We start from the raw sequence: 26,493 nt of genomic DNA on the forward strand, positions 1-26,493 counted from the left end.
CGACGACCGGAGGACGTCAGCCGAAGGGTCCGGCGGACGGGGTTCACACCGATGGCCCCGGGTGCGAACCTGTGATCATGAGCCGTTCGGAAGCACGACACCCCGCCGCGACCGTAACGTCGGCCGACCTACTCGACCGGCTCCGGGCCGGGCTGCCCGCCGACGCCGTCCTCACCGACCCGGACGTCACGCTCTCCTACGCCAACGACATGGCGAGCTTCTGTCCGGCCGGCACCCCGGCCGTGGTCGTGCTGCCGCGCACGGTCGAGGAGGTCCAGCACGTCATGCGCACGGCGAGCGAGCTGCGCGTCCCGGTCGTCCCGCAGGGCGCGCGCACCGGCCTGTCCGGCGGCGCCAACGCCTCCGAGGGCTGCGTCGTCCTCTCCCTGACGAGGATGGACCGCATCCTCGAGATCAACCCCGTCGACCGGATCGCCGTCGTCGAACCGGGCGTCGTCAACGCGACCCTCTCCCGCGCGGTCGGCGAACAGGGCCTGTACTACCCGCCGGATCCTTCCAGTTGGGAGCAGTGCACGATCGGCGGCAACATCGGCACCGCCTCCGGCGGCCTGTGCTGCGTGAAGTACGGGGTGACGGCCGAGTACGTCCTCGGTCTGGACGTCGTCCTGGCCGACGGCCGCCTCATGTCCACCGGCCGCCGTACCGCGAAGGGCGTCGCCGGGTACGACCTGACCCGCCTGTTCGTCGGCTCCGAGGGCTCGCTCGGCATCGTCGTACGGGCGACCCTGGCGCTGAAGCCGCAGCCGCCGAAGCAGTTGGTGCTGGCGGCCGAGTTCGCGTCCGGGGCCGCCGCCTGCGACGCGGTGTGCCGGATCATGGCGGACGGGCACGTCCCGTCCCTCCTCGAACTGATGGACCGTACGACGGTCCGCGCCGTCAACGACCTGACCCGCATGGGCCTGCCGGACACCACCGAGGCGCTGCTGCTGGCCGCCTTCGACACCTCCGACCCGGCCGCCGACCTCGCCGCCGTCGGCGCGCTGTGCGAGGCGGCCGGCGCCACGCAGGTCGTCCCCGCCGACGACTTCGCCGAGTCCGAACTCCTGCTCCAGGCACGGCGGTCGGCGCTCGTCGCGCTGGAGGCCGTCAAGGGCACCACGATGATCGACGACGTGTGCGTGCCCCGGTCGCGGCTCGCCGAGCTGCTCGACGGCGTCGAACACATCGCGGAAAAGCACCAGTTGACCATCGGGGTCGTCGCCCACGCAGGGGACGGCAACACCCACCCCACCGTCTGCTTCGACGCGCAGGACGCCGACGAGTGCCGGCGCGCCCGCGAGTCCTTCGACGAGATCATGGGCCTCGGTCTGGAACTCGGCGGCACCATCACCGGCGAGCACGGCGTGGGCGTGCTGAAGAAGGAGTGGCTCGCGCGCGAACTCGGCCCGGTGGGCGTGGAGATGCAGCGCGCGGTCAAGGCGGCCTTCGACCCGCAGGGCATCCTCAACCCCGGCAAGCTGTTCTGACGCCGGTCGCCGGGAATCTGTCGGCGGTCGCCGGGGGCACCCTTCTTCGAGGTCACTCCCCGTCCCTCGACTCGTCCGACGGCCACGGGTCGCGCAGCCACGCGTCGTCGGCGGGGGTGGGGGCGAGCAGTTCGGCCAGACCGTCGTCGATGCCGAGCTGGTCGCCCTCGGTCCCCGGCGGCACCACCCGCAACGTCCGCTCCAGCCAGGCCGAGACCTGGGCGGCGGGCGCTTCCAGTAGCGCGTCGCCGTCCGGCGAGGTCAGCGCCATCAGCACGACGCTGCGCCCGTTCACCTTCGTCGGCCACACCCGCACGTCCCCGTGCCCGCACGGCCGGAACACGCCCTCCACCAGCAGCTCGCGGGCGAACGTCCAGTCGACCGGCTGCTCGGAGTTGATGTGGAAGGCGACGTGGATGGCGAAGGGGTCGTCGCTGCGGTAGCTGAGCCGGGCCGGGACGGGGATGCTGCGCTCCGGCGACAGGATGAGCTTGAGCTCCAGCTCGCGCTCCACCACGGTGTGATGCATGTCGTTCTCCTCTCGATACGGACCTCGTACGGGCACCCGTTGGGCCCTTACGAGTGGAGAGGGGGTGGAGCCGGAACCATTACGCGGGTTCGGAGAACTTTTTTCGGCGGGTTCCGGAGACAGCTTCCGGCGACGGGTTCCGAACGTGTGAAGAGCGTGCACGGGGTTGCCCGGAAAAGGGCGGGTCCGACGGGACTGGCGGTGGTGGCCGCGCCGGTCTGATAGATGTGGAGGTTCCCATCCCACCCCCGAGCAGATACGGGACGACGGAGACATGAGCGCCCCAACCCCGGCACCCGGCGACGACCGGCCCCGCGAAGGGTATTACCCGGACCCGTCCATCCCTGGATACGTCCGGTACTGGAACGGTGCCTCCTGGGTACCGGGCACCAGCCGGCCCGCCCCGTCCGACGGCGGCCCGCTCACGCCCCCGCCCGCCGTCGAGGAGACCGGCCCGCACTTCTTCGACGAGGACCCGGCCCCGGCCCCGGCGGACCCCGACACCGGCCGTCCCGAACCGGCCTCGGCGTGGGGCGCCGACCGCGCCCACCAGTCCGGCTTCGGCGGCGACGCCGACCGCCGGGTCTCCTGGGGCGGCGGCCCGCAGGCCCCCGACCCGAGGCTCCCGTCACCGGCGCAGCCCGGCGGCCAGTCGGCGAGCACGGACGGCACGGCGACGATCCCGCCCGCCGACCCGGAGGACGTCGTCTCCGAGGGCACGTTCGTCTTCCGCCGCCCGACGGCGGCCGACGGGGGAGCGAGGCCGCCCGGATCACCGTCCGGCACGACCCCGCCCGGCCCCGGAACCCCCACCCCTGACAAGGGCACGGTCACCTTCCGCACCCCGGCCACCCCCGGCACCACGCCCGCCCCGGCCCCCGGCACGGGCTTCGGGCCGCCCGGCTCCGCAGGCGTCGCCCCCGCCGCCCCCGTCGCCGCCAAGCCCGGCTTCGGGGCCGGGAAGGCGGCTGCCGAGCGGGCGGCCGCCGCTCAGACGCCCGGTGTCCCCGCCCCGCAGGGCCCCGCCGGGTTCCCGGCCGCCCAGCCCGGCGGGCAACCCGCTCCCCAGCAGGCCGCCGCCCCCCACGTGCCCCAGCAGGCCGGTGCTCCCGCCGTGCCGCAGCCTCAGCCCGCCGCAGTCGCCGCTCAGGGGGTTGCGCAGGCACCGGTTCCGGCGGCCACCGGGCTCGGCGGTGGGCAGCCGTCCTGGGCGCAGCAGGTGCACCGGCTCGCGGGGGCCGAGGACGGGCCCGTCGCGCCCTGGAAGCCGCCGGTCGAGGACATCTTCCAGGCGGCGGCCCGGCGGCAGGCCTCGGCCCGCCCCGCAGGCCTCGGCAAGCGGCTCGCGGCCCGCCTGGTCGACACGCTCGTCCTCGCGGCCGTCACCTCCGCCGCCGCCGTACCGCTCGGCGTGAAGGCCCTCGACCACGTCAACGCGAAGATCGACGCGGCCAAGCTCACCGGCGAGACCGTCACGGTCTGGCTGCTGGACGGCACGACGTCGGTGTACCTCGGGATCGTCCTCGGCGTCCTGCTGGTCTTCGGCGTCGTCTACGAGGCGCTGCCGACCGCCAAGTGGGGCCGCACGCTGGGCAAGAAGCTGTTCGGTCTCGAGGTGCGGGACATCGGGGGCGGCGAACCCCCGTCCTTCGGGGCGGCCCTGCGCCGCTGGCTCGTGTACAGCGTGCCGGGGCTGCTCGTGATCGGTGTCGTGGGCGTCGTCTGGGGGGCGTTCGACAAGCCGTGGCGGCAGTGCTGGCACGACAAGGCGGCGCACACGTTCGTCGCCGGGTAACCGGTACCGACAGCGCCGCCGATACCGCCACCGGTACCGCCGTCGCCGTCGCCGGTACTCCGGACGGCCGCTCGCCGGATGCGGAGCCGTGGGGTTCGGGGTCGACTCGGGGGCATGACCACCGAACCGCCCCCCGGCTCCGGCGGCGGCGAGCCGCCTGAGGACGACCCGTTCAAGAAGCGGCCGCCGCAGCAGCCCCCGCAGGGTTCGCCGTACGACACCCCGCAGGGACCCGAGGATCCGTACCGCGGCGGTCCCATCGGCGGTGACCCGCACGGCGGCGGTCCCTACGGCGGCGGTCCCTACGGGGGCGACCCTTACGGGGGCTACCCCGCCGACCCGCTCGCCGGGATGCCGCCGCTCGCCGACAGCGGACGGCGCACGCTGGCCCGGATCATCGACATGATCATCGTCTTCGTCGTGGTGCTGCTGCTGTCGTGGGCCTTCGGGGTCGCCCAGTACACGACGGACACGGACAAGCTCGAGTTCGGCAAGACCTTCGGCCGGGAGCTGGTCGCCGCGATCCTGTACGTCGCCTACGACACGATCCTCACCGCCAAGGCAGGCCAGACGCTCGGCAAGAGATGGCTCGGCATGCGCGTGGCCAACCTCGACAACGGCTCGACGCCCTCCGCGCAGACGTCACTGGCGCGGGCGCTGGTGCTGTGGCTGCCGTTCGCGTTCTGCTGCGCCTGCCTGTGGACGGCGATCTGCGGCGGCTGGAGCTACTTCGACAAGCCCTACAAGCAGGGACTGCACGACAAGGCGGCCAAGACCGTGGTGGTCAGCACGAGTTGACGTACGACCGGACGCAACTCCCGTCGTACCGCAGCGTCTCAGGGTGCCGTGTGCTCCCGGACGGGCTCGGGCGCGGCGACGGAGACCGGGACGGAGGCCGGGACGGAGACGGGAACGGGGACGGCGACCGGAGCAGCGGCAGGCGCTGAGACGGCGACGGGCTCGGGCCGACTCCCGGGCGGGCCTGCGGAGTTGCTCGGCACGGAGTGGGCCACGAGGGTCCGGGACGACTTCGGCGTCGGCACCGTCATGGCGACGAGCACGCCGAGCGCGACCGCGGCGACGACGATGACGGCGATGCCGGGGCCCGAACTCGTCTGTGACAGCAGCAGCATGGCGAGCGTCGAGAAGATGACGGTGCAGGAACCGTACGTGAGCTGTGCGACAGTCGGACGAGGCATGGCAATCGTGTCCTCGGAAGCGGGGGCGGTCTCGACTCTATTCGGCTGCATGCCCGACCGGACCGAACGGTAAGCGTGACCTAACCCACGGTGCCGGTGCACAGGGGGCGCACGGAGTCATGGCGTCCACTAAGTGGACGGCCCCGCGCGCCCGTTGGGCCGCGCCCCGGATCTCGCCCCGGACTCGGTCACGTAACGGTCATGTGTCCGCAATGCGAACAGCGCCTCCCGATAATGCATTTGACTTGTCCAAGTCAAGACCTGTCTTTTCTTGCAAACCAGTAGTCAAATGGCGGCACTTGACTACACGCGTAGAAGCCGCGGACCTTCCTTGACCGGGATCCCCCGTTCCGCGAGCAGGCGCGTGCGTGGGAGGACATCAAGTGACCAGTAGATCTTGGACGTATCGGACTGCCGCGACGGTCGTCGCCCTTGCGGCGGCCTCGGCGACGTTCACGACGTTCGCAGTGGCGCAGGCCGCCGAGTCCAACTCGGCCCAGGCCCCCGCGGCGGACGGGCACGACCCGCAGCCGGCGAAGGCGCACGAGCACGACTTCGACGGGCCGCTCAGCAAGACCCAGGACGCCCAGCGCGAGGAGGCCCTGAAGCAGGTCATCTCCGGCGAGGCGGCGGTGAAGGACCGCAACGGTTCGAAGGTCGTCCAGCTCAAGAGCGGCAAGGGCGACAAGAGCAAGTACGTCGAGCTGGGCCGCGAGAAGACCGACAAGATCTTCACGATCCTCGTCGAGTTCGGCGACCAGGTCGACCCCCGCTACGGCGGCACGGCCGGCCCGCTGCACAACCAGATAGCCAAGCCGGACCGGGCCACCAACAACTCCACGGCCTGGCAGGCGGATTACAACCAGAAGCACTTCCAGGACCTGTACTTCGGCACCGGCGACAACACGGAGTCGCTGAAGAAGTACTACGAGAAGCAGTCCTCGGGCCGCTACTCGGTCGACGGCGAGGTCACCGACTGGGTCAAGGTCCCCTACAACGAGGCCCGTTACGGCTCGAACGACGCCAACACCGGTGCCTGGTACGCGGTTCAGGACGGCGTCAACGCCTGGGTCGCCGAGCGCGAGGCCGCCGGCGCGACCGCCGCCCAGATCAAGACCGAGCTGGCCGCGTTCGACCAGTGGGACCGCTACGACTTCGACGGCGACGGCAACTTCAACGAGCCCGACGGCTACATCGACCACTTCCAGATCGTGCACGCCGGCGAGGACGAGTCCGCGGGCGGCGGCGCGCAGGGCGCGGACGCCATCTGGGCGCACCGCTGGTACGCCTTCGGCACCGACTCCGGCGCCACCGGCCCCGACACCAACAAGCTGGGCGGCGCGCAGATCGGCGACACCGGCATCTGGGTCGGCGACTACACCATCCAGCCGGAGAACGGCGGGCTCGGCGTCTACGCCCACGAGTACGGCCACGACCTCGGTCTGCCGGACGAGTACGACACCTCCGGCGGCGGTGACAACTCCACCGGCTTCTGGACCCTGATGTCCTCCGGTTCGTGGCTGGGCACCGGCAAGGAGTCCATCGGCGACCTGCCCGGCGACATGAACGCCTGGGACAAGCTGCAACTGGGCTGGCTGGACTACGACGTGGCCAAGGCGGGCGTCAAGTCCACGCACACGCTCGGCGTCGCGGCGTACAACACCAAGAACGCCCAGGCCCTCGTGGTCAACCTGCCGGAGAAGAAGGTCACCACCGAGGTGGTCGCCCCGGCGCAGGGCGCGACCCAGTGGTGGAGCGGCAGCGGCGACAACCTGCGCAACACCCTGACCCGCACGGTCGACCTGACCGGCAAGTCCTCCGCCGCGCTGTCCCTGGACGCCTGGTGGGACATCGAGAAGGACTTCGACTACCTGTACGCCGAGGTCTCCACCGACGGCGGCGCCAGCTACACGCCGGTCGACGGCACGCTGGCCGACGGCTCCGCTATCCCGCGTGACGGCAGCGGCAAGCCGGCCCTCACCGGCACGGTCGACGCCTACCAGAAGCTGACGTTCCCGCTGGACGCCTACGCGGGCAAGAAGATCAGCCTGCGCTTCCGCTACGCCTCCGACGGCGGCGTGGCCCAGAAGGGCTTCACGGCCGACGAGATCACGCTGACGGCGGACGGCGCCCCGCTGTTCTCCGACAACGCCGAGACCGCGGACGCGGCGTGGACGGCGAACGGCTTCTCGCGCATCGGCGCGTCCATCACGGACGACTACGCGCAGTACTACATCGCCGAGAACCGCCAGTACGTGTCGTACGACAAGACCCTCCAGGTCGGCCCGTACAACTTCGGCTTCTCGAACACCCGCCCCGACTGGGTGGAGCACTACGCCTACCAGAACGGTCTGCTGATCTGGAAGTGGGACACCTCGCAGGCGGACGACAACACCAGCGTCCACCCGGGTGAGGGCCTGATCCTCCCGATCGACGCGCACCCGACCCCGCTGAAGTGGGCCGACGGCACGGTGATGAACAGCCGTCTGCAGAGCTTCGACTCGCCGTTCAGCCGGCACCGCACGGACAAGATCAGGCTGCACCAGGCGGGCGTCGCGGTGACGATCAAGCCCCGCTCGGGCGTCTCGACCTTCGACGACGGCGCGTCGACGTACTACGACGCGGCGACCCCGCTGGCCGGTGTCAAGGTCACTGACACCAACACCTCGATCAAGATCCTCAGCGAGCCCGAGAACGGCTCGACGATCAAGGTCCAGGTCGGCCCCTCGGCGAAGTAGCCCACGTTTTCGCAGGTCAGACACACATCGGCGGCGACCCCCTGGCGGGTTGCCGCCGATCGTGTTTAGGTGCGTCCTGTGGACTTCTTATTGACACCGACCCGGACACCGGCACCGGAACAGATCTCGACACCGACCTTGATAACGACTCGCACGGGGGTGTGACCGCATGGCCGCAGGAGGCTTCTGCAAGTTGCCCGACGGCATGGTGGTGGTGGCGCTGAACCTGCCCCGCCCCGCCGCCCGCGAGGGCCTCCCGGGCCCCGTCCCGGGCCCCGCCACGGACGTCCGATTCCTCGTCCTCGCCCAGAACCGCGCCCGAGCCCTGACCAGGCTGCGCAACCTGGGCCTGCGCGCCGTCTACCTGCGCGGCAACGCCGCCCCGCCCACCCCGGACGAGATCACGGCCGTCCTCCACCACCCCGACGGCCTCATATGGCGCACCGCCCCCGACAACGGCGTCCCCGTCGGCGTGGTGGCGGTCCCGGAGCTGTGGCGCCCGATCCGGGCACTGCCGCGCCGCGCGGCGGCGTAGCGGCTTCGCCTCGGCTCAGTACGCCTCGACGGTCTTCACGTCTTCCTCCGTGACCACACCGTCCACGATGCGGAACGAGCGGAACTGGAAGTCGCCGAGGGCGTCGGTGTCCGCCGTGGAGACCAGGACGTAGTGGGCGCCGGGCTCGTTGGCGTAGGAGATGTCGGTGCGGGAGGGGTAGGCCTCGGTCGCGGTGTGGGAGTGGTAGATGATCACCGGCTCCTCGTCGCGGTCGTCCAGCTCGCGGTAGAGCTTGAGCAGGTCGCCCGAGTCGAACTCGTAGAACGTGGGCGACATGGCCGCGTTCAGCATCGGGACGAAGCGTTCGGGGCGGTCCGTGCCCGCCGGGCCCGCGACGACGCCGCACGCCTCGTCCGGGTGGTCCCTGCGCGCGTGCGCGACGATCTGGTCGACGAGGGCCTGCGTGATGGTCAGCATGGACGCCAGGATAAGCAAAGGGACCGCCCGTACCGAGGGACGGTACGGGCGGTCCACATGCCGGACGTTCTCGATCGGCGGTCGGGACAGCGCCCTAAGGGGCGCGGGGAACCGCGCGACCGGCCACGACGGCGCCGCAGCCGATCAACAGCCCCCCGGCGGAGCGTCTAACCGACCTTCTCGAACTCCTCCGCACCCCGGCCGGCGACCTGCGGGTTGCGCCGCTTGAGGATCGCCCAGCCGATGCCGAGACCCGCCGCCCAGACCGCCATCACGTAGAGGCAGATGCGGGAGTCGGCGTCGTAGGCGATCAGCCCGGTGACGAAGAGCAGGAAGGCGATGGCCACCCAGCTGAACGTCGAGCCGCCCGGGGCCGGGAAGCTGGACGCGGGCAGTCGGCCGGCGACCACCTCGCGGCGGTAGCGAACATGGCTGACCAGGATCATCAGCCAGGTCCAGATGCCGGCGGCGGTGGCCACCGAGGTGACGTAGCCGAAGGCCTTCTCGGGGACGACGTAGTTCAGGATCACGCCGATGCCCATGAAGAGCACCGAGACGGTGATGCCGAAGGCCGGCGTCTTCGTCGAGGAGAGCTTGCGGAAGACCGCCGGGGCCTCGCCGCTGTCGGCCAGGTTCCGCAGCATGCGGCCCGTGGAGTACATGCCCGAGTTGCAGGACGACAGGGCCGCCGTCAGCACGACGAAGTTGACGATGCCGGCGCCCGCCGGGATGCCGATCTTCGCGAACGCCTCGACGAACGGCGAGACGCCTGGCGCGAACTCGGTCCACTTCACGACGCAGAGGATGACGGTGAGCGCGCCGACGTAGAACAGCGCGATGCGCCACGGCAGCGTGTTGATGGCCTTCGGGAGCGTCTTCTCCGGGTTCTCCGACTCGCCGGCCGTGACACCGACCAGCTCGACCGCGAGGTAGGCGAACATGACGCCTTGCAGGGTCATCAGGGACGAGCCGATGCCCTTGGGGAACAAGCCGTCGTAGGCCCACAGGTTGGAGACGGCGGCCGTGTCGCCGGCGCTGCTGAAGCCGAAGGTGAGCACGCCCAGGCCGATCACGATCATGCCGATGAGCGCGGTGACCTTCACCATCGAGAACCAGAACTCCAGCTCACCGAAGAGCTTCACGGAGATCAGGTTGACCCCGAAGAGGATCACCAGGAAGACCAGCGCCGTCACCCACTGGGGGACGGCCGGGAACCAGTAGTTGACGTAGATCGCGGCGGCCGTCAGCTCGGCCATGCCGGTGACCACCCACATCAGCCAGTACGTCCAGCCGGTGAAGTAGCCGAAGAACGGGCCGAGGAACTCACGGGAGTACTCCGCGAACGAGCCCGAGACCGGGCGGTAGAGCAGCAGTTCGCCGAGCGCCCGCATGATGAAGAAGATGATCACGCCGGCCAGGGCGTACATGAAGATGAGGCTGGGGCCGGCCTTGGCGATGTTCGCCCCGGCCCCCAGGAACAGGCCGACGCCGATGGCGCCGCCGATCGCGATCATCTGGACCTGGCGGCTGCCGAGTCCGCGCTCGTACCCCTCTTCGGGGGCCTTCTCCGACATGGGTGGTGCGCCTTTCTCCGAATCCCCCGGATGTACTGGAGTGCCCGGCCGACGGTCCGTCGGCCACACGGCGCACCCGGCGGGCCATGGGTGGTGTCCGCCGGGCGATCGTGAAGATTTATCACGCCCGGAACACTCGTCACGGACTGATCACCGGCGGAACAAGTGGCGCACACCACAGGAAGAAGCGGACAAAACGCACCCGGGAACGGCATAACCGGCCGCCGGGTTAATGAGATCGTTATCCGGATTTGAGCGTCCGCTGAGCGACCACCGAACCCCCGCGGACCTGGGCCGGAGCGTCAGGATCAGGGCCGGAGGTCAGGGCCGGAGGGTCAGGGCAGGAGGGTCGTCACGAGCGTCTCCTGGAGCCCGCCCAGCCACAGGTACGCCATCACCATCGGCTTGCGCGGGTCCTCGTCCGGCAGCCGGTAGAGGAGGTCGGTGTCGTCCTCGTCGGTGATCTCCAGCCGGGCGCCGATCGCGAGCCGCAGATCGTTGAGCGCGCGCAGCCACGCCTGGGACTCCTGAGGCGTCAGCTTGAGTACCGCCCCGCCGCCGGAGTCGCCCGTCCCGCCCGTCTCGGCGGTCAGCGCGTCCAGTGAGCGGACCACGGCGAGGGCGTTCTCGCGCTTGCCGGCCCGCAGGTCGTTCTCGGTGTAGCGGCGGAACTCGGCGGAGTACGCCTTCTGCTCGTCCGCCCGCTTCGGCCCCGGAGTGCCCTCCGGGTCGGTGTAGGCGTCCGGGAAGAGGCGGCGCAGCACCGGGTCGGACGGGGGTTCGCTCGGACCCTCGGCGAAGAGCTCGGCGAGCGGGTCGTCGGGCGCGTCCTCGGCGGGTCCGGGGCCGATCAGCTCCAGGAGCTGCACGGCCAGCGACCGGATGATGGAGATCTCGACGTCGTCGAGCGCGACGGCCGCGCCGCCGCCGGGGAGCGGTTCGAAGTGTCCAGGCATCGGTGAGGTCTTTACTCCGGTCTACTTCCGGTCCTGCTGGAGGGTGGCCCACAGGCCGTAGCCGTGCATGGCCTGTACGTCGCGTTCCATCTCCTCGCGCGAGCCGCTGGAGACGACCGCCCGGCCCTTGTGGTGGACGTCGAGCATGAGCTTGGTGGCCTTGTCCTTGGTGTAGCCGAAGTACGACTGGAAGACGTACGCCACGTAGCTCATGAGGTTGACGGGATCGTTGTGCACGATCGTGACCCAGGGGACGTCCGGCTCGGGTACGGCGAAGACCTCCTCCGCCGACTCGGTGCGTTCGATCTCAAGGGGAGCGGGTGACGTCACAAGCCCCATGCTGCCACGCTTCCGGGAAATCGTCACACCGACGAAAAGGGAGTACGATGCGTTGCCATGAACACAGCGGACCTCGGGCTGCCGGTGGATGTTCCCTCTACGGCGCTCTTCACGGACCAGTACGAACTCACGATGTTGCAGGCCGCCCTGAAAGCGGGCACGGCCGAGCGGCGCAGCGTGTTCGAGGTCTTCACCCGGCGGCTGCCGGAGGGGCGGCGCTACGGCGTCGTCGCGGGCACCGGGCGGGTCCTGGACGCCGTCGAGAACTTCCGTTTCGACGCGGGCGTCCTCCGCTTCCTGCGCGAGCGCGGCATCGTCGACGAGGCGACCTCGGACTGGCTGGCCGGATACCGCTTCTCGGGTGACGTCTGGGGCTACCCGGAGGGCGAGGTCTACTTCCCGGGCTCGCCGATCATGCGGGTCGAGGGCTCCTTCGCCGAGTGCGTGCTGCTGGAGACCGTGATCCTGTCCATCCTCAACCACGACTCCGCGATCGCCGCCGCCGCGTCCCGCATGTCCTCGGCGGCCGGTGAGCGCCCGCTGATCGAGATGGGCGCCCGCCGCACCCACGAGCTGGCCGCCGTCGCCGCCTCGCGCGCCGCGTACGTCGGCGGCTTCACCACCACCTCCGACCTCGCCGCAGGCTTCCGCTACGGCATCCCCACCGTGGGCACCAGCGCCCACGCCTTCACCCTGCTGCACGACAGCGAGCGCGACGCCTTCCGGGCCCAGGTCGACTCCCTCGGCCGGGGCACCACCCTGCTCGTCGACACGTACGACGTCGCCGAGGCCGTCCGTACGGCGGTGGAGGTGGCCGGCCCCGAGCTGGGCGCGGTCCGCATCGACTCCGGCGACCTGCTGCTCGTCGCCCACCGGGTCCGCCAGCAGCTCGACGCGCTCGGCGCGACCGAGACCCGCATCATCGTCACGTCCGACCTCGACGAGTACGCCATCGCCTCACTGGCGGCGGCGCCCGTGGACGCGTACGGCGTCGGCACCCAACTGGTGACCGGCTCCGGGCACCCGACCTGCTCGATGGTCTACAAGCTGGTCGCCCGCGCCGAGTCCGCCGACCCGGGCGCCCCGCTGGTGTCGGTGGCGAAGAAGTCGTCCAGCGGCAAGACGTCCGTCGGCGGCCGCAAGTGGGCGGCGCGCCGGCCCGACGCGTACGGCGTCGCGGAGGCCGAGGTCGTCGGCACCGGGCCCGTCCCCGCCGACCTGGCCGACCGCCAACTCCTCGTCGAACTGGTCAAGGGCGGCGAGGTCGTCGCCCGCGAGCCCCTGGACGTCGTACGCGACCGCCATGCGACGGTCCGCGCCCGCCTCCCGCTCTCCGCGACCCAGCTCTCCCGGGGCGAACCGGTCCTCCCCACGGAATACATGCTCCCCCAGGAGGCCCCCTAGGGGGCTTCGAGGGGGCAGGCCCCCTCCCGAACCGCCGACAAAGTCTCTAGGCTCAATTACTTCATCCACAGTCGAAGGACACCGCCATGCGCCGCGCCTTGATCGTCGTAGACGTGCAGAACGACTTCTGCGAGGGGGGCAGTCTCGCGGTGTCCGGCGGCGCCGACGTCGCCGCCGCGATCACCGAGCTGATCGGACAGGCCCCCGCCGGATACCGGCACGTCGTGGCCACCCGCGACCACCACATCGCCCCCGGCGGCCACTTCGCCGACAACCCCGACTACGCCCACTCCTGGCCCGCCCACTGCGTCGCCGGGACCGAGGGCGTCGGCTTCCACCCCAACTTCGCCCCGGCGGTCGCCTCCGGCGCCGTCGACGCCGTCTTCAGCAAGGGCGACTACGCGGCCGCCTACAGCGGCTTCGAGGGCGCCGACGAGAACGGCGTAAAACTCGCCGACTGGCTCCGCGCCCGCCACATCGACGAGGTCGACGTCGTAGGCATCGCCACCGACCACTGCGTCCGCGCCACCGCCCTGGACGCAGCAACAGAGGGCTTCCACACCCAGGTCCTCCTGGACCTCACGGCGGGGGTCGCGAAGGAGACGACGGACCGGGCGCTGGAGGAAATGCGCGAGGCGGGCGTGACACTCACGGGCAAGCCGGTGGTTTAGTACCTCTTCCGGTGCGGCTGGGCAGCGCCTCGACTGCATCCCCAGACCTCATCCCTGCGCCTGCACGTCGATCCTCTTTGAGTCCGGGGTGGGCCGGGCGATGGAGCTTCAGCCGATGGCTCGGAGCCGTTCGAGCAGCTCGGCGACGGGAGCTGTCTGCCTGTATTGCGACAGCTCCGGTTCGAGGTCGCGCACCATCGTCACGCACCTGGGCGCGTCGATGCGGCCGGCCAGGTCGAGGGAACGGGTGGCCGTCGCTGCGGCGATCTCCGGTTCGCCGTCCCGGAGGTAGGTCTCGGCCTGGTAGGTCAGGAACACGGACTTGGTCTTGGAACGGGTGGCGGTCAGCAGGGCGATGCCCTCGTCCATCAGAAGGTGGGCCTGGTGCCGCTGGCCGAGGTCCGCGAGACAACGACCGCTGTCCGCTGCAAGGTCGGCGTGCGACATCCACGAGCACCATGCGGGGGCGGGGTCGTACGACGGGGTGTCCAGGGCCTTTTCGGCGGCGGTGAGCGCCCGGCGGCACAGGCCGCCCTCGTCGAGCACGGCAAGGGCGCGGGCCTGGCGCAGGTGGAGGAGGGACTGCGCGGCGGGGTGCTGGGTGCGGGGGATGGCGTGTTCGAGGATGTCGGCCGCCGCGCGGGCGTCCTTGAGCCACAGCAGTTGGTACGCGAGGTCGGAGAGGATGCCCGCGCCGAGGTCGCGCTGGTGCGCGGTGTGGGCGTTGTGGAGCGCCGCGTGCCAGAAGCGGCCGGCCGAGGCGTGGCGCCGTTCGTCGAAGTGCTGCCAGGCGATGGCCTGCGAGAGGGAGGCGGCCAGGGTGTGCAGCCGCTGTCCGGCGGTGGGGGTGTAGCGGGACTCGCTGATTGATTCTGTGACGGTGGTCAGGTGCGCGTTGAGCAGATGGCGGGTGCGGTGCCTGCGTTCGGTGGCGAGACGGATCAGTTCTGCCCCGGTCTCCTCCAGCCAGTCGAGCATCTCGGCGTCGACTTCGCCGGGCACGGTGGAACGCGCGAACCGGCCGGGCTCGGTGACCGCCCACTGGTGAGCGAGAACGGCCAGCGAGCCGCTGGTGTAGGCGATGAACGACCGGCGGTCCAGGGAGGACATCAGGGCCTCTTGGAGTGACGGAACGGCATTCGGACCGAACGGCAGAGGTCTGTCCTGGCTGGGGAGCCAATAGGGCCAGCCGAGATGGGCGACGGCCGCGTAGTCGATGCCGAAGACCTCTGCGATGAGCGGCTGAGACTCGTCTTTGTCGGGGGTGGCCCAGCCTGTCTCCCACTTGGAGACCCGTGACCCCCGGGTGCCCGAGCGTAGGCCGCGGCGCTTGGCGGCCTGCCGGATGCGGCGGGCCAGCTCCTCCTGCGGCCATCCGCGCTCGTTCCTGGCGTGTGCGAGGGGGTGGCGCGTTTCGTCATCCACCCGCCCATTGCACCACCCGATCCGCGCCCGGGAGAGCTGTTCGAGGAGACCGGGGATAGGGCGGGGACAGGGATCTCCTCTGTGCACCGCGACCTGTGGCCGCTGTACTCGTAGTGTTCCGCCCGACACCCTGCGTGATCGGGTGGAGCGCGGCGACGACCGTTCGCTATGGCCTTGTCCGCCCGCCGGGCTGCGTCTCCCGTCCGTGGGGCGAGGGCCGACCTGAGCTGTCACCACCGCCGTACGCCCGTCGTCACCGGTGCACAGGGAGGGGTTGCCATGTCGTACGACCACTGAGCCCGCGAAGTCCTGGGCGGGCCCGTCCGATGAGGCGGGCCCGCCCTCCCGCTCCGGAAGGAACCGCGATGCCATCCGTGACCGACCGTTACGACCCCTTGGACGCGGAGATCCTGCGCGACCCTACCCGGTGCTGGCCGAACTGCGCGAGTGTGAACCGGTGTTCTGGCACGCGGGCATGGGCTCGTGGGCGCTGACCCGGTACGCGGACAGCGTGCGGGTGCTGCGCGACCACGAGACGTTCGCCCGCGACCCGCGCCGCACCGGGGGCACGGTGCCCGAGCCGTCCTTGAGCGTCCAGACGCTCGACCCGCCCCAGCAGAACGCGGTGCGCTCCCTGTTCATGACCGCGCTGCGCGCCCAGGACCTGACCGGAGTCGAGGACCGTGCCCGCCTCCTGGTGCGCGAGCGGCTCGACCAGTTGGCAGGTGGGGGCCCGTTCGATGTGGTGGCCGAGATCGCGGTGCCGCTGTCCGTGGCGGTTGTCGCGGATCTGCTGGGTGTCGAGCCTCCGCCGTACGGGGAGTTCGCCGCGGTGTCGGACGCGATCATGAGGAGCATGGACGGCGGCCTCGATCCGGCGCTCGTCGAGCCGGGCCGAGTCGCCCGCCAGCAACTGAGCGACCTGGTCGACTCCTGGTTCGCGGCCTCGGCCCGGCCCGGCCTGCTGGCCCGGGTACGACAGGCCACGGCGCCCGACGCTGACGCGCTGACCCGGCTGTACGTGAAGAACACGGCGCGGGTGATGTTCCAGGGCGGCTACAGCACGATGGCGGCCGCCATCGGCAACGCCGTCCACACCCTCCTCACCCACCCCGGGGAGTTCGGCCGGATGCGGGACCGGGAGCTGCTGGCCACGGGGGTGGACGAGTTGGTGCGCTTCGACGGTCCTGTCCAGGGCACCACGCGCACGGCGGTGCGCTCCTGCCGGATCGGCGGCGTCGACATTGCCCCCGGGCAGAAGGTCGTCCCGCTGTTCGCGGCGGCCAACCGCGACCCCGCCGCCTTCCCCGGTGCGGACGAGCTGGTGCTGGACCGCTCTCCGAACCGTCACCTCGGCTATGGCTGGGGTCCGCACTCCTGTATCGGGACGACCGTCGCCCAAGCCGGGCTGCGGGCCCTGGTCACAGCCATCAACGACCACCCGGCCCGGCCGGCCGCCGCCGGCGACGGCGTCCGGCGCCGGACGGCGACCATGCGGGCCTTCGACACTCTGCCCGCCACTCTCCTCGTCTGATCCCTCGCCCGTCAGGGCTGCACCGCCAGGGGCTACCGCCCCCCGTCTTCAGGAGTCCGCTGTGCGCATCCTCATCGGCAACCACATCGATCCGTCCATCCGCGAGCGCGGCGACATGCGGGCCTGGACACAGCGTCTGTTCTGGTTCGCACGACCCGGTGACCTGCTGATCCTGTGCTGCGAGCCGGACGCGGCGTTCGTCGACCACGCCCTGGCCCACACCGGTGTGAAGGGCGAGGAGCTGACCGTACTGGCGGCTCCGGCAGGAGCGTGGGGTGATCGGCTGCTCGATCCCGCCTCCCTGACCGAGGCCATGTTCGTGAAGCAGGTGCGTGCCGCGCTCGGTCCGGCCGGGGCCGGCGCGGTGAGCGAGGTGTTCGCGCTGTGGCCGTCCGCCGCCGTGGCACGGCTCGCCGATGCCTTGGGCGTGGCCGACCGCTTGCCGGGCGCGGCCTTCTTCGGGCAGGGTGGTGGGGAGATCGGGAACAACAAGGCGAACTTCCGAGCTCTCGCGGCGGCGGCCGGGGTGCCGACCCTGCCGGGCCGCATCTGCCGCAGCCGCACCGAAGCGACGGAAGTAACCGGAGCACTGCTGGATCACTCCGCATCGGGGGCGGTTGTGGTCAAGCAGGCCCACAACGGGGCCGGGGTCGGCAACCAACTGCTCGTCCGCGAGCCGGAGATGGCCGTGGACCACGTCGGGGCCCGGTATCTGCACCACCTGGCCCCGGGCCCGGACGGCATCGCCGCGTACTGGGCCGAGCGGTGGCTGTGGGCGAGCGGGAACGACCGGTGGCCGGTCGTCGTCGAGGAGTTCGCGCCCGGCGCCGACGCGGTGTACTCCGAGCACTACGCCGCAGACGGCGGCACCCGGGCCACCGAAATGGGCCGCCTGCTGTACGTGGGGCGGCGACTGAGCCACCAAGTCGTGCCGCTGGACGGCGTCACCGCGCCGGTACGGGCGGCGCTGCTGAACGGCGGCACCCGACTGGCCGACGCCTACCGGGCATTTGGCTACCGCGGACACCTCAGCGCGGACGCCCTTGTCCTGCCCGACGGCGCTGTGGTGTTCACGGAGGTCAACGCCCAGGTCTCCGGGTCGTTGCACATCTACCAGTCGATCGCCCACGGCATTGTCGACGTCGCCGCCGCCCCTGCCCGGCAGGTGGTCGAGTACCACGTCCCACCCACTTGGGCGGTGCCCTCGTTTGCCGCCTTCCTGGCCGCGCTCGACGATCTGGGCCTGGCGTACGACTCCGCCACCCGGATCGGAGTGATCGTGTCGATGCCCGCCATCCCCCTTGCCCCGGGGGAGCCGGTGCAGTTCGTGTTCTGCCTCGCCTACGACCCCGCCGAAGGCTCCGCGGGCACGTTCGACCGGCTCGACGCGCGGTTCGCGGCCGTGCCCGCCGGCACCCACGACGCCCGTCGGCACGTCGCCACCGGCGCTGTTTCCTTCTCCTCCTGACCCGGGAACCTCACCATGACCACCTCCCTCACCGCGGCCACCGAGGCCGCCCAGCTCTCCCCTGTCTTCGACTCCGGTCGGCTCGCCGCCGAACTCGCCGCCGTCACCGCCCACACCTGGAACGTGCAACGCACCCACACCTACGGCGGGCAGGTCGGCCTGCCCGCCGCGATCGACTGGCGGGTCCTGCCCCTGCGCAGCCTCGGCGGCGATCCGGAACGCACCGATCCGGGCGGCCCCGGGCCGCAGCCGTTCGCGCCGACGCGCTGGCTCTCCCAACTGCCCTACCTCGGGGAGATCCTGGACTCGGTCCCGGCCCCGCTGAACGCGGTGCGGCTGATGGCGCTGGGGCCCGGCGCCGTCTCGGACCCGCACCGCGACCCCAAGTACCGGCTGGACCGCGGCATCGTCCGCCTGCATGTCCCGATCGTCACCGACCCGGCCGCCGTGCTGGTCCTGGACGGCGTCGAACACTGCTGGCAGCCGGGCGCCTGCTGGTACGGCGACTTTTCCCGCGAGCACCTGGTGCGCAACACCGGCACGACGGTGACCCGGGTCCACGTCGTGATCGACGCTCTGCTCACCGCTGATCTCGCGGCCTGGTTCCCGGACGCCTGGCAGGAACTCCTCACCCACGGCGAGGTCCTGTTCAACCGCACCGGCCCGGCCGGGGCTCCCGCCTGGCCCGGCGGGCTGCCGTACGAGGCGCTGCTGCCGTCCGGGTTCGCGGACTTCGACTCACCCGCCCCGCTGGACGGCTCCCTCATCCCCGCCCGCATCGTCCGCGACACCGACGACGTCCTCGCTCTCACGGTCGCCGGGCGCACCTTCGCGCTTGTCCCGGTCGACAGCGCCGGGGAGTTCCGGTTTTCCGGCTGGAGCGAGCAGCGCACCCTCCAGCCGGACCGCGACGGCGGCGGTCTGACCCTGCGGGTCCGCCGCGGCCGCGCGCTCGCCGACCGGCACGTGACCGCCGCACCCCGCGCCTCCTGACCCGCCCCGCAGACCCGAGAGAAGAGGAACGCCCATGCCAGGCCTGAACAGTCACGACGACTTCACCCCGCTCAAGGAGGTCGTCGTCGGGTCAGCCGCCAACTACGTGGGACATGACCGCGACGTCAGCTTCGAGTTGTTCCACCACGAGAACCTGAGCGGCTTCAGGTCGGACTGGGCCTATCCGCGCCTGATCCGGACGGCAGCCGGCCACCGGGAGAGCTGGGCCGTCAAGGAGCGGTACGCCGAGGAACTGCACGAGGACGTGGAGGCACTGGCCGCCGTGCTCGCCGGGCTCGGGGCCGTCGTGCACCGGCCGCTGCCGTTGCCGCCGGACGCTGCGCCCATCGCGGGCCTGGGCTGGGAGGCCGCCCCGACCCCGGCGCTGAACATCCGTGACAACACCCTGATCCTCGGCGACGAGATCATCGAGACGCCGCCCGCGATCCGCTCCCGCTACCTGGAGACCCGCCTGCTCGCCCCCGTCTTCACCGCCTACTGGGAGGAGGGCGCGCGGTGGACGACGATGCCCCGCCCCACCCTCACCGACAACAGCTTCGACCTGTCGTACGCGCGCGACAGCGCGACCACCCTGGGCGGGCCGACCGAAGCCGTCGACGACCCGCAGCCCAGCCCGTACGACGTCGGCGTGGAGATGATGCTGGACGGTGCGCAGGTGCTGCGGTTGGGCCGCGACCTGGTCGTCAATGTCGCGCAGGCCAACCACGCCCGGGGCGCGGAGTGGCTTCAACGGCACCTGGGCGACCGGTACCGCGTCCACCGGGTGTGGCGGATGGCGGACAACCACATCGACAGCATGGTCCTCGCCCTGAAGCCGGGGGTGTTCCTGGCCCGGCACGACGGCATCCGGGACCTGATGCCCGAACCGCTGCGCTCGTGGCGCTACATCGTGCCGCCGGAGCCGGACGCGGGCGGGTTCCCGGTCTACGACGACTACGAGGACCTGATCCTCACCAGTCCCTACATCGACCTCAACGTGCTGTCCGTCGACGAGAACACCGTGCTGGTCAACGAGGACTGCACCGGCCTGGTCAAGACCCTTGACGCGGCGGGCTTCACCACCGTGCCGGTACGCCACCGCCACCGGCGGCTGTTCGGCGGAGGCTTCCACTGCTTCACCCTCGACACGGTCCGCGAGGGCACCCGCGAGGACTATCTGTCGTGAAAGACCCACGCGTCCTGCTGCTGGAGGCGGCCGGCCCCGAGTCCGGCGCGATCGCCCGTACCGCGCCCGCCGCCGGCTACCAGGTCCACGCCGCCACCGACCGCGCCACACACTCCGCCTACGGCGCCGACCTCCGACGACTCCTGTCCGGCTGCCTGCTGGTCGACTTCTCCCGCCCCGACCGCGCCCTGAAGGACATCGTCGGCTACGCCCGCCGGATCGGCGCCGACGCGGTGCTCACCGCCAACGAGTACCTCACACCGCTGCTCGCGCAGGTATGCGCCGAACTCGGCCTGCCGGGCAACGATTCGGTCCGTGCGACCACGGCCCGCGACAAAGCCGCCATGAGCGAAGCGTTCGCCCTCCACGGTGTCACCGCGCCCCGCACCCGCGTCCTCGGCAGTGAGGACGAACTGCGCCTGCTCCGTGCCGCCGGGGAGATTGCCCTCCCGTGCGTCATCAAGCCCGCCGACGGCGCGGGCTCCGCCGGCGTCACCGTCGTCACCGACCCCGACCGTGCGGCCGGTGCCTGGTGGGCGGCGGCCCGCTCCCCACGTGGCATGTACGGCCTGCCGCCCGACCCGCGCGTCTTGGTCCAGGACTACGTCGAGGGCACCGAGTACAGCGTCGAATCGATCACACAGCACGGGACGACCACGCACCTGTGCGTCACCCGGAAGACCGTCACCCCGGGCGCCCACCGCGTCGAAGTCGGTCACAGCCTGCCCGTCGACCTGTCCCCGGGCACCGAACGGGTCGTGCACCGGGAGGTGGAGCGGGCGATCGCCGCGGTGGGCATCCGCAACGGCGCCTCGCACACCGAGGTCATCATCGGCGGGGACGGGCGGTGCTCGGTCATCGAGATCGGCGCCCGCCTCGGTGCCGGACACATCGGCGTCCTCCTCTGGCACGCGCTGGGCATCGACCCGTGGACGGCACTCCTGGACACCGCACTCGGCCGCCCCGCGCGCCTCACCCCGGCCCACCGCGTGTACGCGAGCGTGCGGTTCCTGACCAGCCCGCGCACCGGCCGCCTGGCCGCGGTGACCGGCCTGCCCCAGGAGGGTCCCGGGGTGCCCGCCGTCCACCTGCGCACGGCCGTCGGCCAGACCGTAGGACCGGCACAGGCCAACCGCAGACGCCTCGGCCACTTCATCGTCACCGGTCCTGATCCCGCCGCCGTCGAGCATCAGGCCGAGCAGATACTCGCCCGGATCACCGTCGTGGTCGACCCAGATCGCGCGCCGATCACCCGCCGGGCCCGGAAAGAGACGCAACCGACGCAACCCGTGCACAGTGAACCGAGCACCCCCCACATCCGGCGAGAGGACCCTCCGGCGATCGCGCCGGGCGAGTTCGACGCGCTGTTCCACGGCGAAGCCCGCACCGGAGGCTTCAGCCGGGTGGCCCGGACCGTCGACCCGGCGTTGCCGCCGGAGGCCGAACCGTTCTCCTTCCTCTGCGCCGATCTGCTGCACCACATAGTCGCCGAACTGGCCTTGGAGGAGGGCGAGGTACTGGCCGATCTCGGATGCGGCCGCGGCGGCCCCGGTCTGTGGCTGGCCCGCGCGGCACACGCCGACCTGGTCGGTGTCGACTTCTCGCCGGTCGCGGTGGCCCAGGCCCGGCAACGGGCCAACACCTACGCGATGAAAGGCACGGCGCACTTCGTGGTGAACGACCTGACCACCACCGGGCTTCCCCGTGCGAGCGTGTCGGCGGCCCTCTCCATCGACGCTCTCCAGTACGCCGACGACCGCGCGGCAGCCGCCCAGGAGGCCCGCCGAATCCTCCGCCCGGGCGGACGTCTCGTCGTCACCGGCTGGCACCCGCTCAGGCCCGGCGACCCACGACTGCCCGAACGGCACCGACACAGCGACTGGCCCGCGGTGCTGCACGCCGCCGGGTTCACCGCCGTGCACTGCCACGCCCGTCCAGCCTGGACCGACACTTACCAGAACATTTATCGCGTCGCGCTCCAGCTCGGCGACCCGGGCCCGGACACCGCGCTCGCCGGACTGCAAAGCGAAGCCCGCCGACGCCTGCCCACCGCTCACCTCCTGCGCCGGGTCGCCGTCACCGCCGTATCCGGCTGAGCCCTCCGACCGACCCAGCGCAGAAGTGGGGTGCGAACGTCAGGTCAAATCGGCCAGAACGGCGGCCATGGCGTCGTAGGTGTTCTTCACCCCGGCGGCGTTGCCCAGCCGGTGGCGCTCCAGACGGACGGCGCCGAGGTGCCGGACCTCGTAGATCAGTGAACGCCATACCGCGGCGGGAGAGAGGTCCCGCTCCCCGTATGCCTCCCAGAACGCCACGCGCTCGTCCTGCTTCGCCAGGGCCATGCGGATCGTCCAGTCCGCGGCCGGGTCGCCGAACCAGGTGCGGTCCATGTCGAGCACCCCGGTGATCGTGGGCTGCGCGGCCTCGGCGTCGAGCATCACGTTGACCGTCCACAGGTCACCGGTCGTCAGCCGGGGCTCGGTGATCTCGTCCAGTACGGCGCGGTCCTGGGCGGTCACTGCGGCGACCTTGCGCATGTCGGTGGAGTCCAGGCCTACGCGGTCGAGGTCGGTGGCGATCTCCTCCAACGACGCGAGCACCGCGTCACTCCATGTTCCGTACCCCGGGCCGTTGACGGGGCCGAAATGCGGGCCGCGCACCCCGTGCACGGACCGGGTGATGCTGCCCAACTGCTCGAAGAACATCGGCCACGCCGAACGGGGATAGTCACCGAGACGCTCGGGAGCCGGGACGCCGTCGAGGAGACTCTGCACCATCCAGTCCCGGCCGATCACCTCCTGCGACCAGTCCGCGGCGATGACCCGAGGCATCAGCGGGGCGATCACGGCGAGGTAGGGCAGGCTCGCGAACTCGTTCCTCATCAGGTGCCGCTCGCTGCGGAACTGACGGCTGTCCTGCGGCGCGACTCGCAGGATCACCGCCCGGGCCCGCTCGGCCAAGGTGACGCGATACACGTTGTTGTACATACCCGCGCCCAGTTCGACGGCGGACAGCGGAGCGGCGTCACCTCCGAAGGCCCGCAGGCAGACTCTCTCGATTTCCTCCGCGGTCAGTGACTGCTGAAACGCTGCTGAGGCGCGCTCAACCGGCTGGAAGTCCATGCGCATATGGTGCTACGCCGGAAGATTGATCTCCGCCCCCCCGGCGGGGTGTCCCGTCAGCGGTCGTGGGTGAAGCGGCCGAACTCGCCTGCCTTGATACCGGCGATCAGGGCGGTGATTCCGGTGCGGGGGTAGAGGATCGCCGGGCCGTGGGGGACCTTGCTGTCCCGGACTGCGATGACGTCTTGGTAGGGCGCGAGTTCGACGCAGTCGCTGTTATGCCCGGAAGCCGAAGACTTCTGCCATGAAACGTCTATCGTGGAAGCGTCCGCGATTATGGACTGCGACATTCCTACATGTCCTTACGGTATTGATCGAGGTGACGCTCGATCAGTTTCAAGGATTCCGGTCCTCTGAGCGAGTCCGTCATCATCAAACGCATGAACAGACTGCTGTACTCCTGCACTTGATCTGACTCCTCCAGGAACCGGGTGCTGGTGAAGCCGTCCAAGTAGACGATGTCAGGCTCCCAGCGCTGAGGGAACGAGAGGATGACGAACGGGCCGAACAGGGCTCCGTGCGACTCCGAGGCCTCCGGCAGCACATGAATGTTGATCGTGCGCGGGTAATCTCTCGACAGAGCCAGTAGGTGTTCAAGCTGATCAGCCATCGCCCTGGGTCCACCGATGACATGCCGAAAAACTGACTCCGAGATGACACCCCAGAAGACCAGGGGACGTGGACGGTCGAAAACCTCTCGCCGCTTGTCTCGGATCTCGAGTTGTTGCTGCCGATCGGTCACTCCCGGCCGCTGCTGATCGAAAATGGCTGCCGCATAGTCGTGTGTCTGCAACAGGCCGGGGATCAGAGTCGTTTGGGCGCTGTACATCTCTGCGGCATCCGACTCGTAACCGATGTAGTCGGCATACACGGCGCTCATGTCCGAGCGGACGCGAGTTTCCCAACCACGGACGTTGCCGCGCCGGCGCAGGTCGACGACATAACCACGCAGACTCCGGTCCTGGATGTCATACCGGTCGAGCAACAGTTGCAAGTCGCCTTCGCTGATCCCCAAGCGCCCCGACTCGATACGGCTCAACTTGGACTCGGACCAGCCAAGCTCGCTGCAAACAACACCCTGACTGCCTCGTTTACCTTCCTCCCGTAGGCCACGAAGGATGGACCCCAGTCGGACCTGGCGGGCAGTTGGCTGCAACATCCGGCGCGTTGCCATGAGTTGACCCCCTTTCCTGGTCTGACCAGCGATAGCAGGCTGCCGGGACGCCCACACACCTTACAACTCGGCATCCGCTCGAACGGGCGAATTTTTCCTGCACGGTTGCGCTGGGTAGCAAAAGTAAGCAACCTTGCATGTGACTGTCCGTTGTTGGACGCTCACCAACCGCCCTGCCGTGCCCTCCGAGGGGATGTCAGCCATGCCTGAAACGTTCGCCACCTACAAGTACCCCACCGCGAAGCAGTCCGTAAGCCGAGCCCGAACCGACTGCCGAGCCTTCCTCGCCGCCTGCGGCATCCCCGTCACCGACGACTTCGCCGACGAACTCGTCCTCGTCGTCGACGAGTTGGTGACCAACGCCGTCACCCACGGCCGCGTCCCCGGCACCTCGGGCCGGCAGGTCCGGCTGAGCATCGGGAAGACCGGCGACCTCCTCCGCGTCGAGGTCCGCGACACCCAGAGCGACAAGGTGCCGCAGCTCCGCAAGGTCGACGGAGACGAGGGCAACGGCCGGGGTCTCTTCCTCGTCGACGCCCTTGTCGGTACCTGGGGTGTCACTGGGGAAGACATCGGCAAGACCGTGTGGGCCGAGAAGGCACTCCCGGCCCTTCCCGCCCCGCGACGGTGAAGCACGTCATCGGCCGGCTGCTCGCCCGACTCTGCCGACGCAAGCCCGAGGTTCCCCGGCGAGACCCACACACTCTGCCCCGGACCCCACGCGTCCACATCCACGACCCGTACGTCTCTCCCCTCCCCTCCCCCTACAACGCCCGCTGGCGGCGTTGGAGCAAGAGCGCGCAACGGGCCCGCGCCGAGGGATGGATGCTGCCGCCCCTGCGTGAGGAGCCCTGCTGGGGGTCGCCGACCGCGCGCGTTGCCCATGCGGAGGCGGACCGGTCACTCGAAATCGGCGCCTTGGTCCGCTCCTACGTCCTGGAGAGGCACCCCGACAGGCAGGAGGAGCAGTGATGAGCCAGAGTGGGAGCGAGAGGGAGACGCCGGCCTCGGCGCGACCGGAGGAGACCGCGCGGGAGCGCGAGGCTCGTGTGTACGTCGAGTGGCTGGACCACACGGCCGGCTGCAAGGGCGCGTGCCGTCTGCAAGGCATCGACTGCCATCACGCGAAACGCCTCCGCGAGGAGTACCGCGCCGCGCGCAAAGCCGTACGCGCGCAGAGGAAGACAAGCTGACGGCTCAGGCTCCTGGAGGGTGCGATGGTGTGGCGGCAGACCCGGCTGGGTGGGGAAACGGCCGAGTATCTCGAGGCTCGCGAAGAGTTGCGGCTCGCCGAGGTCGAGCTCATGCGGCACGGGGAGCGGGTTGCCGCCATGCGGCGGGCGCTTCCGGTGGGGGCGGCGCTCGGCGACTACACCTTTGTCGAGGGGCCCGTCGACCTCGACGCCGGTGACAGCCCGCTTCGTGAGGTCGCCCTCGGAGGGCTCTTCTCCGGCCCCGACCGGCCGCTGATCGTCTTCCACCTGATGTACGGCAAGGCGCAGACCAAGCCGTGTCCGATGTGCACGCTGTGGCTCGACGGGTTCAACGGCGTCGCGCATCACGTCGCCCGCAACGCCGACCTCGTCGTCGTGGCCGCCGCCGACCCGACCGCCCTGCGCCGCCACGCCCGCGCCCGGGGCTGGCACCGGCTGCGGCTGCTGAGCTGCGGCGACAGCACGTTCAAGTACGACCTGGGCAGCGAGGACGTGGACGGCGCCCAGGACTCCACCGTCTCCGTCCTCACCCGCGACGCCGACGGCACCGTCCGCCATCGCTACTCCGCCCACCCCCGCATGGCCGACGACATCGCCGAGCGCGGCATCGACCTGCTGGCCCCCGTGTGGCATCTCCTCGACCTGACGCCACGCGGCCGGGGCGACTGGTACCCGACCCTTTATTACTGACCCGCGGCTACTGACCCGCGTT

General features: G+C 70.6%; 25 protein-coding genes. 15 read left to right on the forward strand and 10 right to left on the reverse strand.

Translation table 11 applies throughout. The features are described 5' to 3' along the window. Positions 1-71 precede the first annotated feature (71 nt). Positions 72-1,487: an FAD-binding oxidoreductase gene (locus BMZ82_RS06530; protein WP_371271159.1), complete on the forward strand. Its 1,416-nt coding sequence runs from the start codon at positions 72-74 to the stop codon at positions 1,485-1,487. Between the two features lie 52 nt (positions 1,488-1,539). On the opposite strand, the gene BMZ82_RS06535 is transcribed toward BMZ82_RS06530, so the two are convergent. Continuing rightward, positions 1,540-2,016: an SsgA family sporulation/cell division regulator gene (locus BMZ82_RS06535; RefSeq protein WP_093772641.1), complete on the reverse strand. Its 477-nt coding sequence runs from the start codon at positions 2,014-2,016 to the stop codon at positions 1,540-1,542. A gap of 274 nt (positions 2,017-2,290) precedes the next feature. On the opposite strand from BMZ82_RS06535, the gene BMZ82_RS06540 reads away from it, so the two are divergent. Both BMZ82_RS06540 and BMZ82_RS06545 read left to right on the forward strand, forming a co-directional pair. Then, positions 2,291-3,811 carry an RDD family protein gene (locus BMZ82_RS06540; protein WP_093772643.1) on the forward strand — a complete coding sequence of 507 codons (1,521 nt, stop codon included), beginning with the start codon at positions 2,291-2,293 and terminating at the stop codon, positions 3,809-3,811. Positions 3,812-3,925: 114 nt separating this feature from the next. After that, a complete protein-coding gene (locus BMZ82_RS06545) occupies positions 3,926-4,609 on the forward strand; it encodes an RDD family protein (RefSeq protein WP_093772645.1) in 684 nt (227 codons plus the stop codon). Between the two features lie 38 nt (positions 4,610-4,647). Here BMZ82_RS06545 and BMZ82_RS06550 read toward each other — a convergent pair whose 3' ends face one another. After that, on the reverse strand, positions 4,648-5,010 hold the full coding sequence (locus BMZ82_RS06550; protein WP_093772647.1) for a hypothetical protein: 363 nt from the start codon (positions 5,008-5,010) through the stop codon (positions 4,648-4,650). Positions 5,011-5,393: 383 nt separating this feature from the next. Here BMZ82_RS06550 and BMZ82_RS06555 point away from each other — a divergent pair, with 383 nt between their 5' ends. Together BMZ82_RS06555 and BMZ82_RS06560 are read left to right on the forward strand one after the other, a co-directional pair. Then, the gene (locus tag BMZ82_RS06555) at positions 5,394-7,748 is read left to right on the forward strand and encodes an immune inhibitor A domain-containing protein (RefSeq protein WP_093772649.1); all 2,355 of its coding nucleotides are present in this window, start codon (positions 5,394-5,396) and stop codon (positions 7,746-7,748) included. A 169-nt stretch (positions 7,749-7,917) separates the two neighbouring features. Then, positions 7,918-8,283 carry a hypothetical protein gene (locus tag BMZ82_RS06560; RefSeq protein WP_093772651.1) on the forward strand — a complete coding sequence of 122 codons (366 nt, stop codon included), beginning with the start codon at positions 7,918-7,920 and terminating at the stop codon, positions 8,281-8,283. A 15-nt stretch (positions 8,284-8,298) separates the two neighbouring features. Here the strand turns inward: BMZ82_RS06560 and BMZ82_RS06565 are convergent, their stop codons facing one another. From BMZ82_RS06565 to clpS, 4 genes are all read right to left on the reverse strand, one after another. Next, the gene (locus BMZ82_RS06565) at positions 8,299-8,721 is read right to left on the reverse strand and encodes a M67 family metallopeptidase (protein WP_093772653.1); all 423 of its coding nucleotides are present in this window, start codon (positions 8,719-8,721) and stop codon (positions 8,299-8,301) included. A 167-nt stretch (positions 8,722-8,888) separates the two neighbouring features. Next, complete coding sequence (locus BMZ82_RS06570) at positions 8,889-10,295, reverse strand: amino acid permease (RefSeq protein ID WP_093772655.1); 1,407 nt, start codon at positions 10,293-10,295, stop codon at positions 8,889-8,891. A 335-nt stretch (positions 10,296-10,630) separates the two neighbouring features. After that, positions 10,631-11,251, reverse strand: coding sequence for a DUF2017 domain-containing protein (locus tag BMZ82_RS06575; RefSeq protein WP_093772657.1), 621 nt, complete (start codon positions 11,249-11,251; stop codon positions 10,631-10,633). 21 nt (positions 11,252-11,272) lie between these two features. Next, complete coding sequence (clpS, locus tag BMZ82_RS06580) at positions 11,273-11,590, reverse strand: ATP-dependent Clp protease adapter ClpS (RefSeq protein WP_093772659.1); 318 nt, start codon at positions 11,588-11,590, stop codon at positions 11,273-11,275. A 57-nt stretch (positions 11,591-11,647) separates the two neighbouring features. Here clpS and BMZ82_RS06585 point away from each other — a divergent pair, with 57 nt between their 5' ends. Together BMZ82_RS06585 and BMZ82_RS06590 are read left to right on the forward strand one after the other, a co-directional pair. Then, the gene (locus BMZ82_RS06585) at positions 11,648-12,994 is read left to right on the forward strand and encodes a nicotinate phosphoribosyltransferase (protein WP_093772661.1); all 1,347 of its coding nucleotides are present in this window, start codon (positions 11,648-11,650) and stop codon (positions 12,992-12,994) included. Between the two features lie 86 nt (positions 12,995-13,080). Beyond that, positions 13,081-13,665, forward strand: a complete 585-nt coding sequence (locus BMZ82_RS06590; RefSeq protein WP_093772663.1) for a nicotinamidase — start codon at positions 13,081-13,083, stop codon at positions 13,663-13,665. A gap of 108 nt (positions 13,666-13,773) precedes the next feature. On the opposite strand, the gene BMZ82_RS06595 is transcribed toward BMZ82_RS06590, so the two are convergent. Next, complete coding sequence (locus BMZ82_RS06595; RefSeq protein WP_093772665.1) at positions 13,774-15,090, reverse strand: helix-turn-helix domain-containing protein; 1,317 nt, start codon at positions 15,088-15,090, stop codon at positions 13,774-13,776. Between the two features lie 457 nt (positions 15,091-15,547). On the opposite strand from BMZ82_RS06595, the gene BMZ82_RS06600 reads away from it, so the two are divergent. From BMZ82_RS06600 to BMZ82_RS06620, 5 genes are all read left to right on the forward strand, one after another. Further along, complete coding sequence (locus tag BMZ82_RS06600; protein WP_143098833.1) at positions 15,548-16,624, forward strand: cytochrome P450; 1,077 nt, start codon at positions 15,548-15,550, stop codon at positions 16,622-16,624. A 61-nt stretch (positions 16,625-16,685) separates the two neighbouring features. Continuing rightward, complete coding sequence (locus BMZ82_RS06605; RefSeq protein ID WP_093772669.1) at positions 16,686-18,092, forward strand: preATP grasp domain-containing protein; 1,407 nt, start codon at positions 16,686-16,688, stop codon at positions 18,090-18,092. 15 nt (positions 18,093-18,107) lie between these two features. Further along, positions 18,108-19,085: an aspartyl/asparaginyl beta-hydroxylase domain-containing protein gene (locus tag BMZ82_RS06610; RefSeq protein WP_093772671.1), complete on the forward strand. Its 978-nt coding sequence runs from the start codon at positions 18,108-18,110 to the stop codon at positions 19,083-19,085. Between the two features lie 34 nt (positions 19,086-19,119). After that, positions 19,120-20,271, forward strand: coding sequence for a glycine amidinotransferase (locus BMZ82_RS06615; protein ID WP_093772673.1), 1,152 nt, complete (start codon positions 19,120-19,122; stop codon positions 20,269-20,271). Beyond that, positions 20,268-22,367 (forward strand): methyltransferase domain-containing protein, encoded by a 2,100-nt coding sequence (locus BMZ82_RS06620; protein WP_093772675.1) that lies wholly within the window; start codon positions 20,268-20,270, stop codon positions 22,365-22,367. The genes BMZ82_RS06615 and BMZ82_RS06620 overlap by 4 nt, the downstream gene beginning before the upstream one ends. A gap of 39 nt (positions 22,368-22,406) precedes the next feature. Here BMZ82_RS06620 and BMZ82_RS06625 read toward each other — a convergent pair whose 3' ends face one another. Genes BMZ82_RS06625 through BMZ82_RS06635 form a run of 3 tightly spaced genes read right to left on the reverse strand, consistent with a single transcriptional unit; the run spans position 22,407 to position 24,567 of the window. Next, complete coding sequence (locus BMZ82_RS06625; protein ID WP_093772942.1) at positions 22,407-23,393, reverse strand: phosphotransferase family protein; 987 nt, start codon at positions 23,391-23,393, stop codon at positions 22,407-22,409. A 56-nt stretch (positions 23,394-23,449) separates the two neighbouring features. Then, entirely contained in the window at positions 23,450-23,683 is a 234-nt protein-coding gene (locus tag BMZ82_RS06630; protein ID WP_093772677.1) for a DUF397 domain-containing protein, read from the reverse strand. A 2-nt stretch (positions 23,684-23,685) separates the two neighbouring features. Then, entirely contained in the window at positions 23,686-24,567 is an 882-nt protein-coding gene (locus tag BMZ82_RS06635) for a helix-turn-helix domain-containing protein (RefSeq protein WP_093772679.1), read from the reverse strand. A gap of 202 nt (positions 24,568-24,769) precedes the next feature. Here BMZ82_RS06635 and BMZ82_RS06640 point away from each other — a divergent pair, with 202 nt between their 5' ends. The 3 genes from BMZ82_RS06640 (at position 24,770) to BMZ82_RS06650 (ending at position 26,471) form a co-directional block, all read left to right on the forward strand. After that, a complete protein-coding gene (locus tag BMZ82_RS06640) occupies positions 24,770-25,198 on the forward strand; it encodes an ATP-binding protein (RefSeq protein ID WP_093772681.1) in 429 nt (142 codons plus the stop codon). A 340-nt stretch (positions 25,199-25,538) separates the two neighbouring features. Continuing rightward, positions 25,539-25,760 carry a hypothetical protein gene (locus BMZ82_RS06645; protein ID WP_143098834.1) on the forward strand — a complete coding sequence of 74 codons (222 nt, stop codon included), beginning with the start codon at positions 25,539-25,541 and terminating at the stop codon, positions 25,758-25,760. Between the two features lie 24 nt (positions 25,761-25,784). Further along, positions 25,785-26,471 (forward strand): DUF899 family protein, encoded by a 687-nt coding sequence (locus tag BMZ82_RS06650; protein WP_093772685.1) that lies wholly within the window; start codon positions 25,785-25,787, stop codon positions 26,469-26,471. The last annotated feature ends 22 nt before the right edge of the window (positions 26,472-26,493 follow it).

The sequence above is a fragment of the Streptomyces sp. yr375 genome, assembly GCF_900110755.1.
In the GTDB taxonomy this organism is placed as follows: Bacteria; Actinomycetota; Actinomycetes; order Streptomycetales; family Streptomycetaceae; genus Streptomyces.

Coding starts and splice junctions, on each gene's coding strand:
- BMZ82_RS06585 (WP_093772661.1), top strand. CDS start 11,648: ATGAACACAGCGGACCTCGGGCTGCCGGTGGATGTTCCCTCTACGGCG.
- BMZ82_RS06645 (WP_143098834.1), top strand. CDS start 25,539: ATGAGCCAGAGTGGGAGCGAGAGGGAGACGCCGGCCTCGGCGCGACCG.
- BMZ82_RS06535 (WP_093772641.1), bottom strand. CDS start 2,016: ATGCATCACACCGTGGTGGAGCGCGAGCTGGAGCTCAAGCTCATCCTG.
- clpS (WP_093772659.1), bottom strand. CDS start 11,590: ATGGGGCTTGTGACGTCACCCGCTCCCCTTGAGATCGAACGCACCGAG.
- BMZ82_RS06610 (WP_093772671.1), top strand. CDS start 18,108: ATGACCACCTCCCTCACCGCGGCCACCGAGGCCGCCCAGCTCTCCCCT.
- BMZ82_RS06565 (WP_093772653.1), bottom strand. CDS start 8,721: ATGCTGACCATCACGCAGGCCCTCGTCGACCAGATCGTCGCGCACGCG.
- BMZ82_RS06635 (WP_093772679.1), bottom strand. CDS start 24,567: ATGGCAACGCGCCGGATGTTGCAGCCAACTGCCCGCCAGGTCCGACTG.
- BMZ82_RS06575 (WP_093772657.1), bottom strand. CDS start 11,251: ATGCCTGGACACTTCGAACCGCTCCCCGGCGGCGGCGCGGCCGTCGCG.
- BMZ82_RS06590 (WP_093772663.1), top strand. CDS start 13,081: ATGCGCCGCGCCTTGATCGTCGTAGACGTGCAGAACGACTTCTGCGAG.
- BMZ82_RS06640 (WP_093772681.1), top strand. CDS start 24,770: ATGCCTGAAACGTTCGCCACCTACAAGTACCCCACCGCGAAGCAGTCC.
- BMZ82_RS06545 (WP_093772645.1), top strand. CDS start 3,926: ATGACCACCGAACCGCCCCCCGGCTCCGGCGGCGGCGAGCCGCCTGAG.
- BMZ82_RS06630 (WP_093772677.1), bottom strand. CDS start 23,683: ATGTCGCAGTCCATAATCGCGGACGCTTCCACGATAGACGTTTCATGG.
- BMZ82_RS06550 (WP_093772647.1), bottom strand. CDS start 5,010: ATGCCTCGTCCGACTGTCGCACAGCTCACGTACGGTTCCTGCACCGTC.
- BMZ82_RS06540 (WP_093772643.1), top strand. CDS start 2,291: ATGAGCGCCCCAACCCCGGCACCCGGCGACGACCGGCCCCGCGAAGGG.
- BMZ82_RS06560 (WP_093772651.1), top strand. CDS start 7,918: ATGGCCGCAGGAGGCTTCTGCAAGTTGCCCGACGGCATGGTGGTGGTG.
- BMZ82_RS06615 (WP_093772673.1), top strand. CDS start 19,120: ATGCCAGGCCTGAACAGTCACGACGACTTCACCCCGCTCAAGGAGGTC.
- BMZ82_RS06570 (WP_093772655.1), bottom strand. CDS start 10,295: ATGTCGGAGAAGGCCCCCGAAGAGGGGTACGAGCGCGGACTCGGCAGC.
- BMZ82_RS06650 (WP_093772685.1), top strand. CDS start 25,785: ATGGTGTGGCGGCAGACCCGGCTGGGTGGGGAAACGGCCGAGTATCTC.
- BMZ82_RS06625 (WP_093772942.1), bottom strand. CDS start 23,393: ATGGACTTCCAGCCGGTTGAGCGCGCCTCAGCAGCGTTTCAGCAGTCA.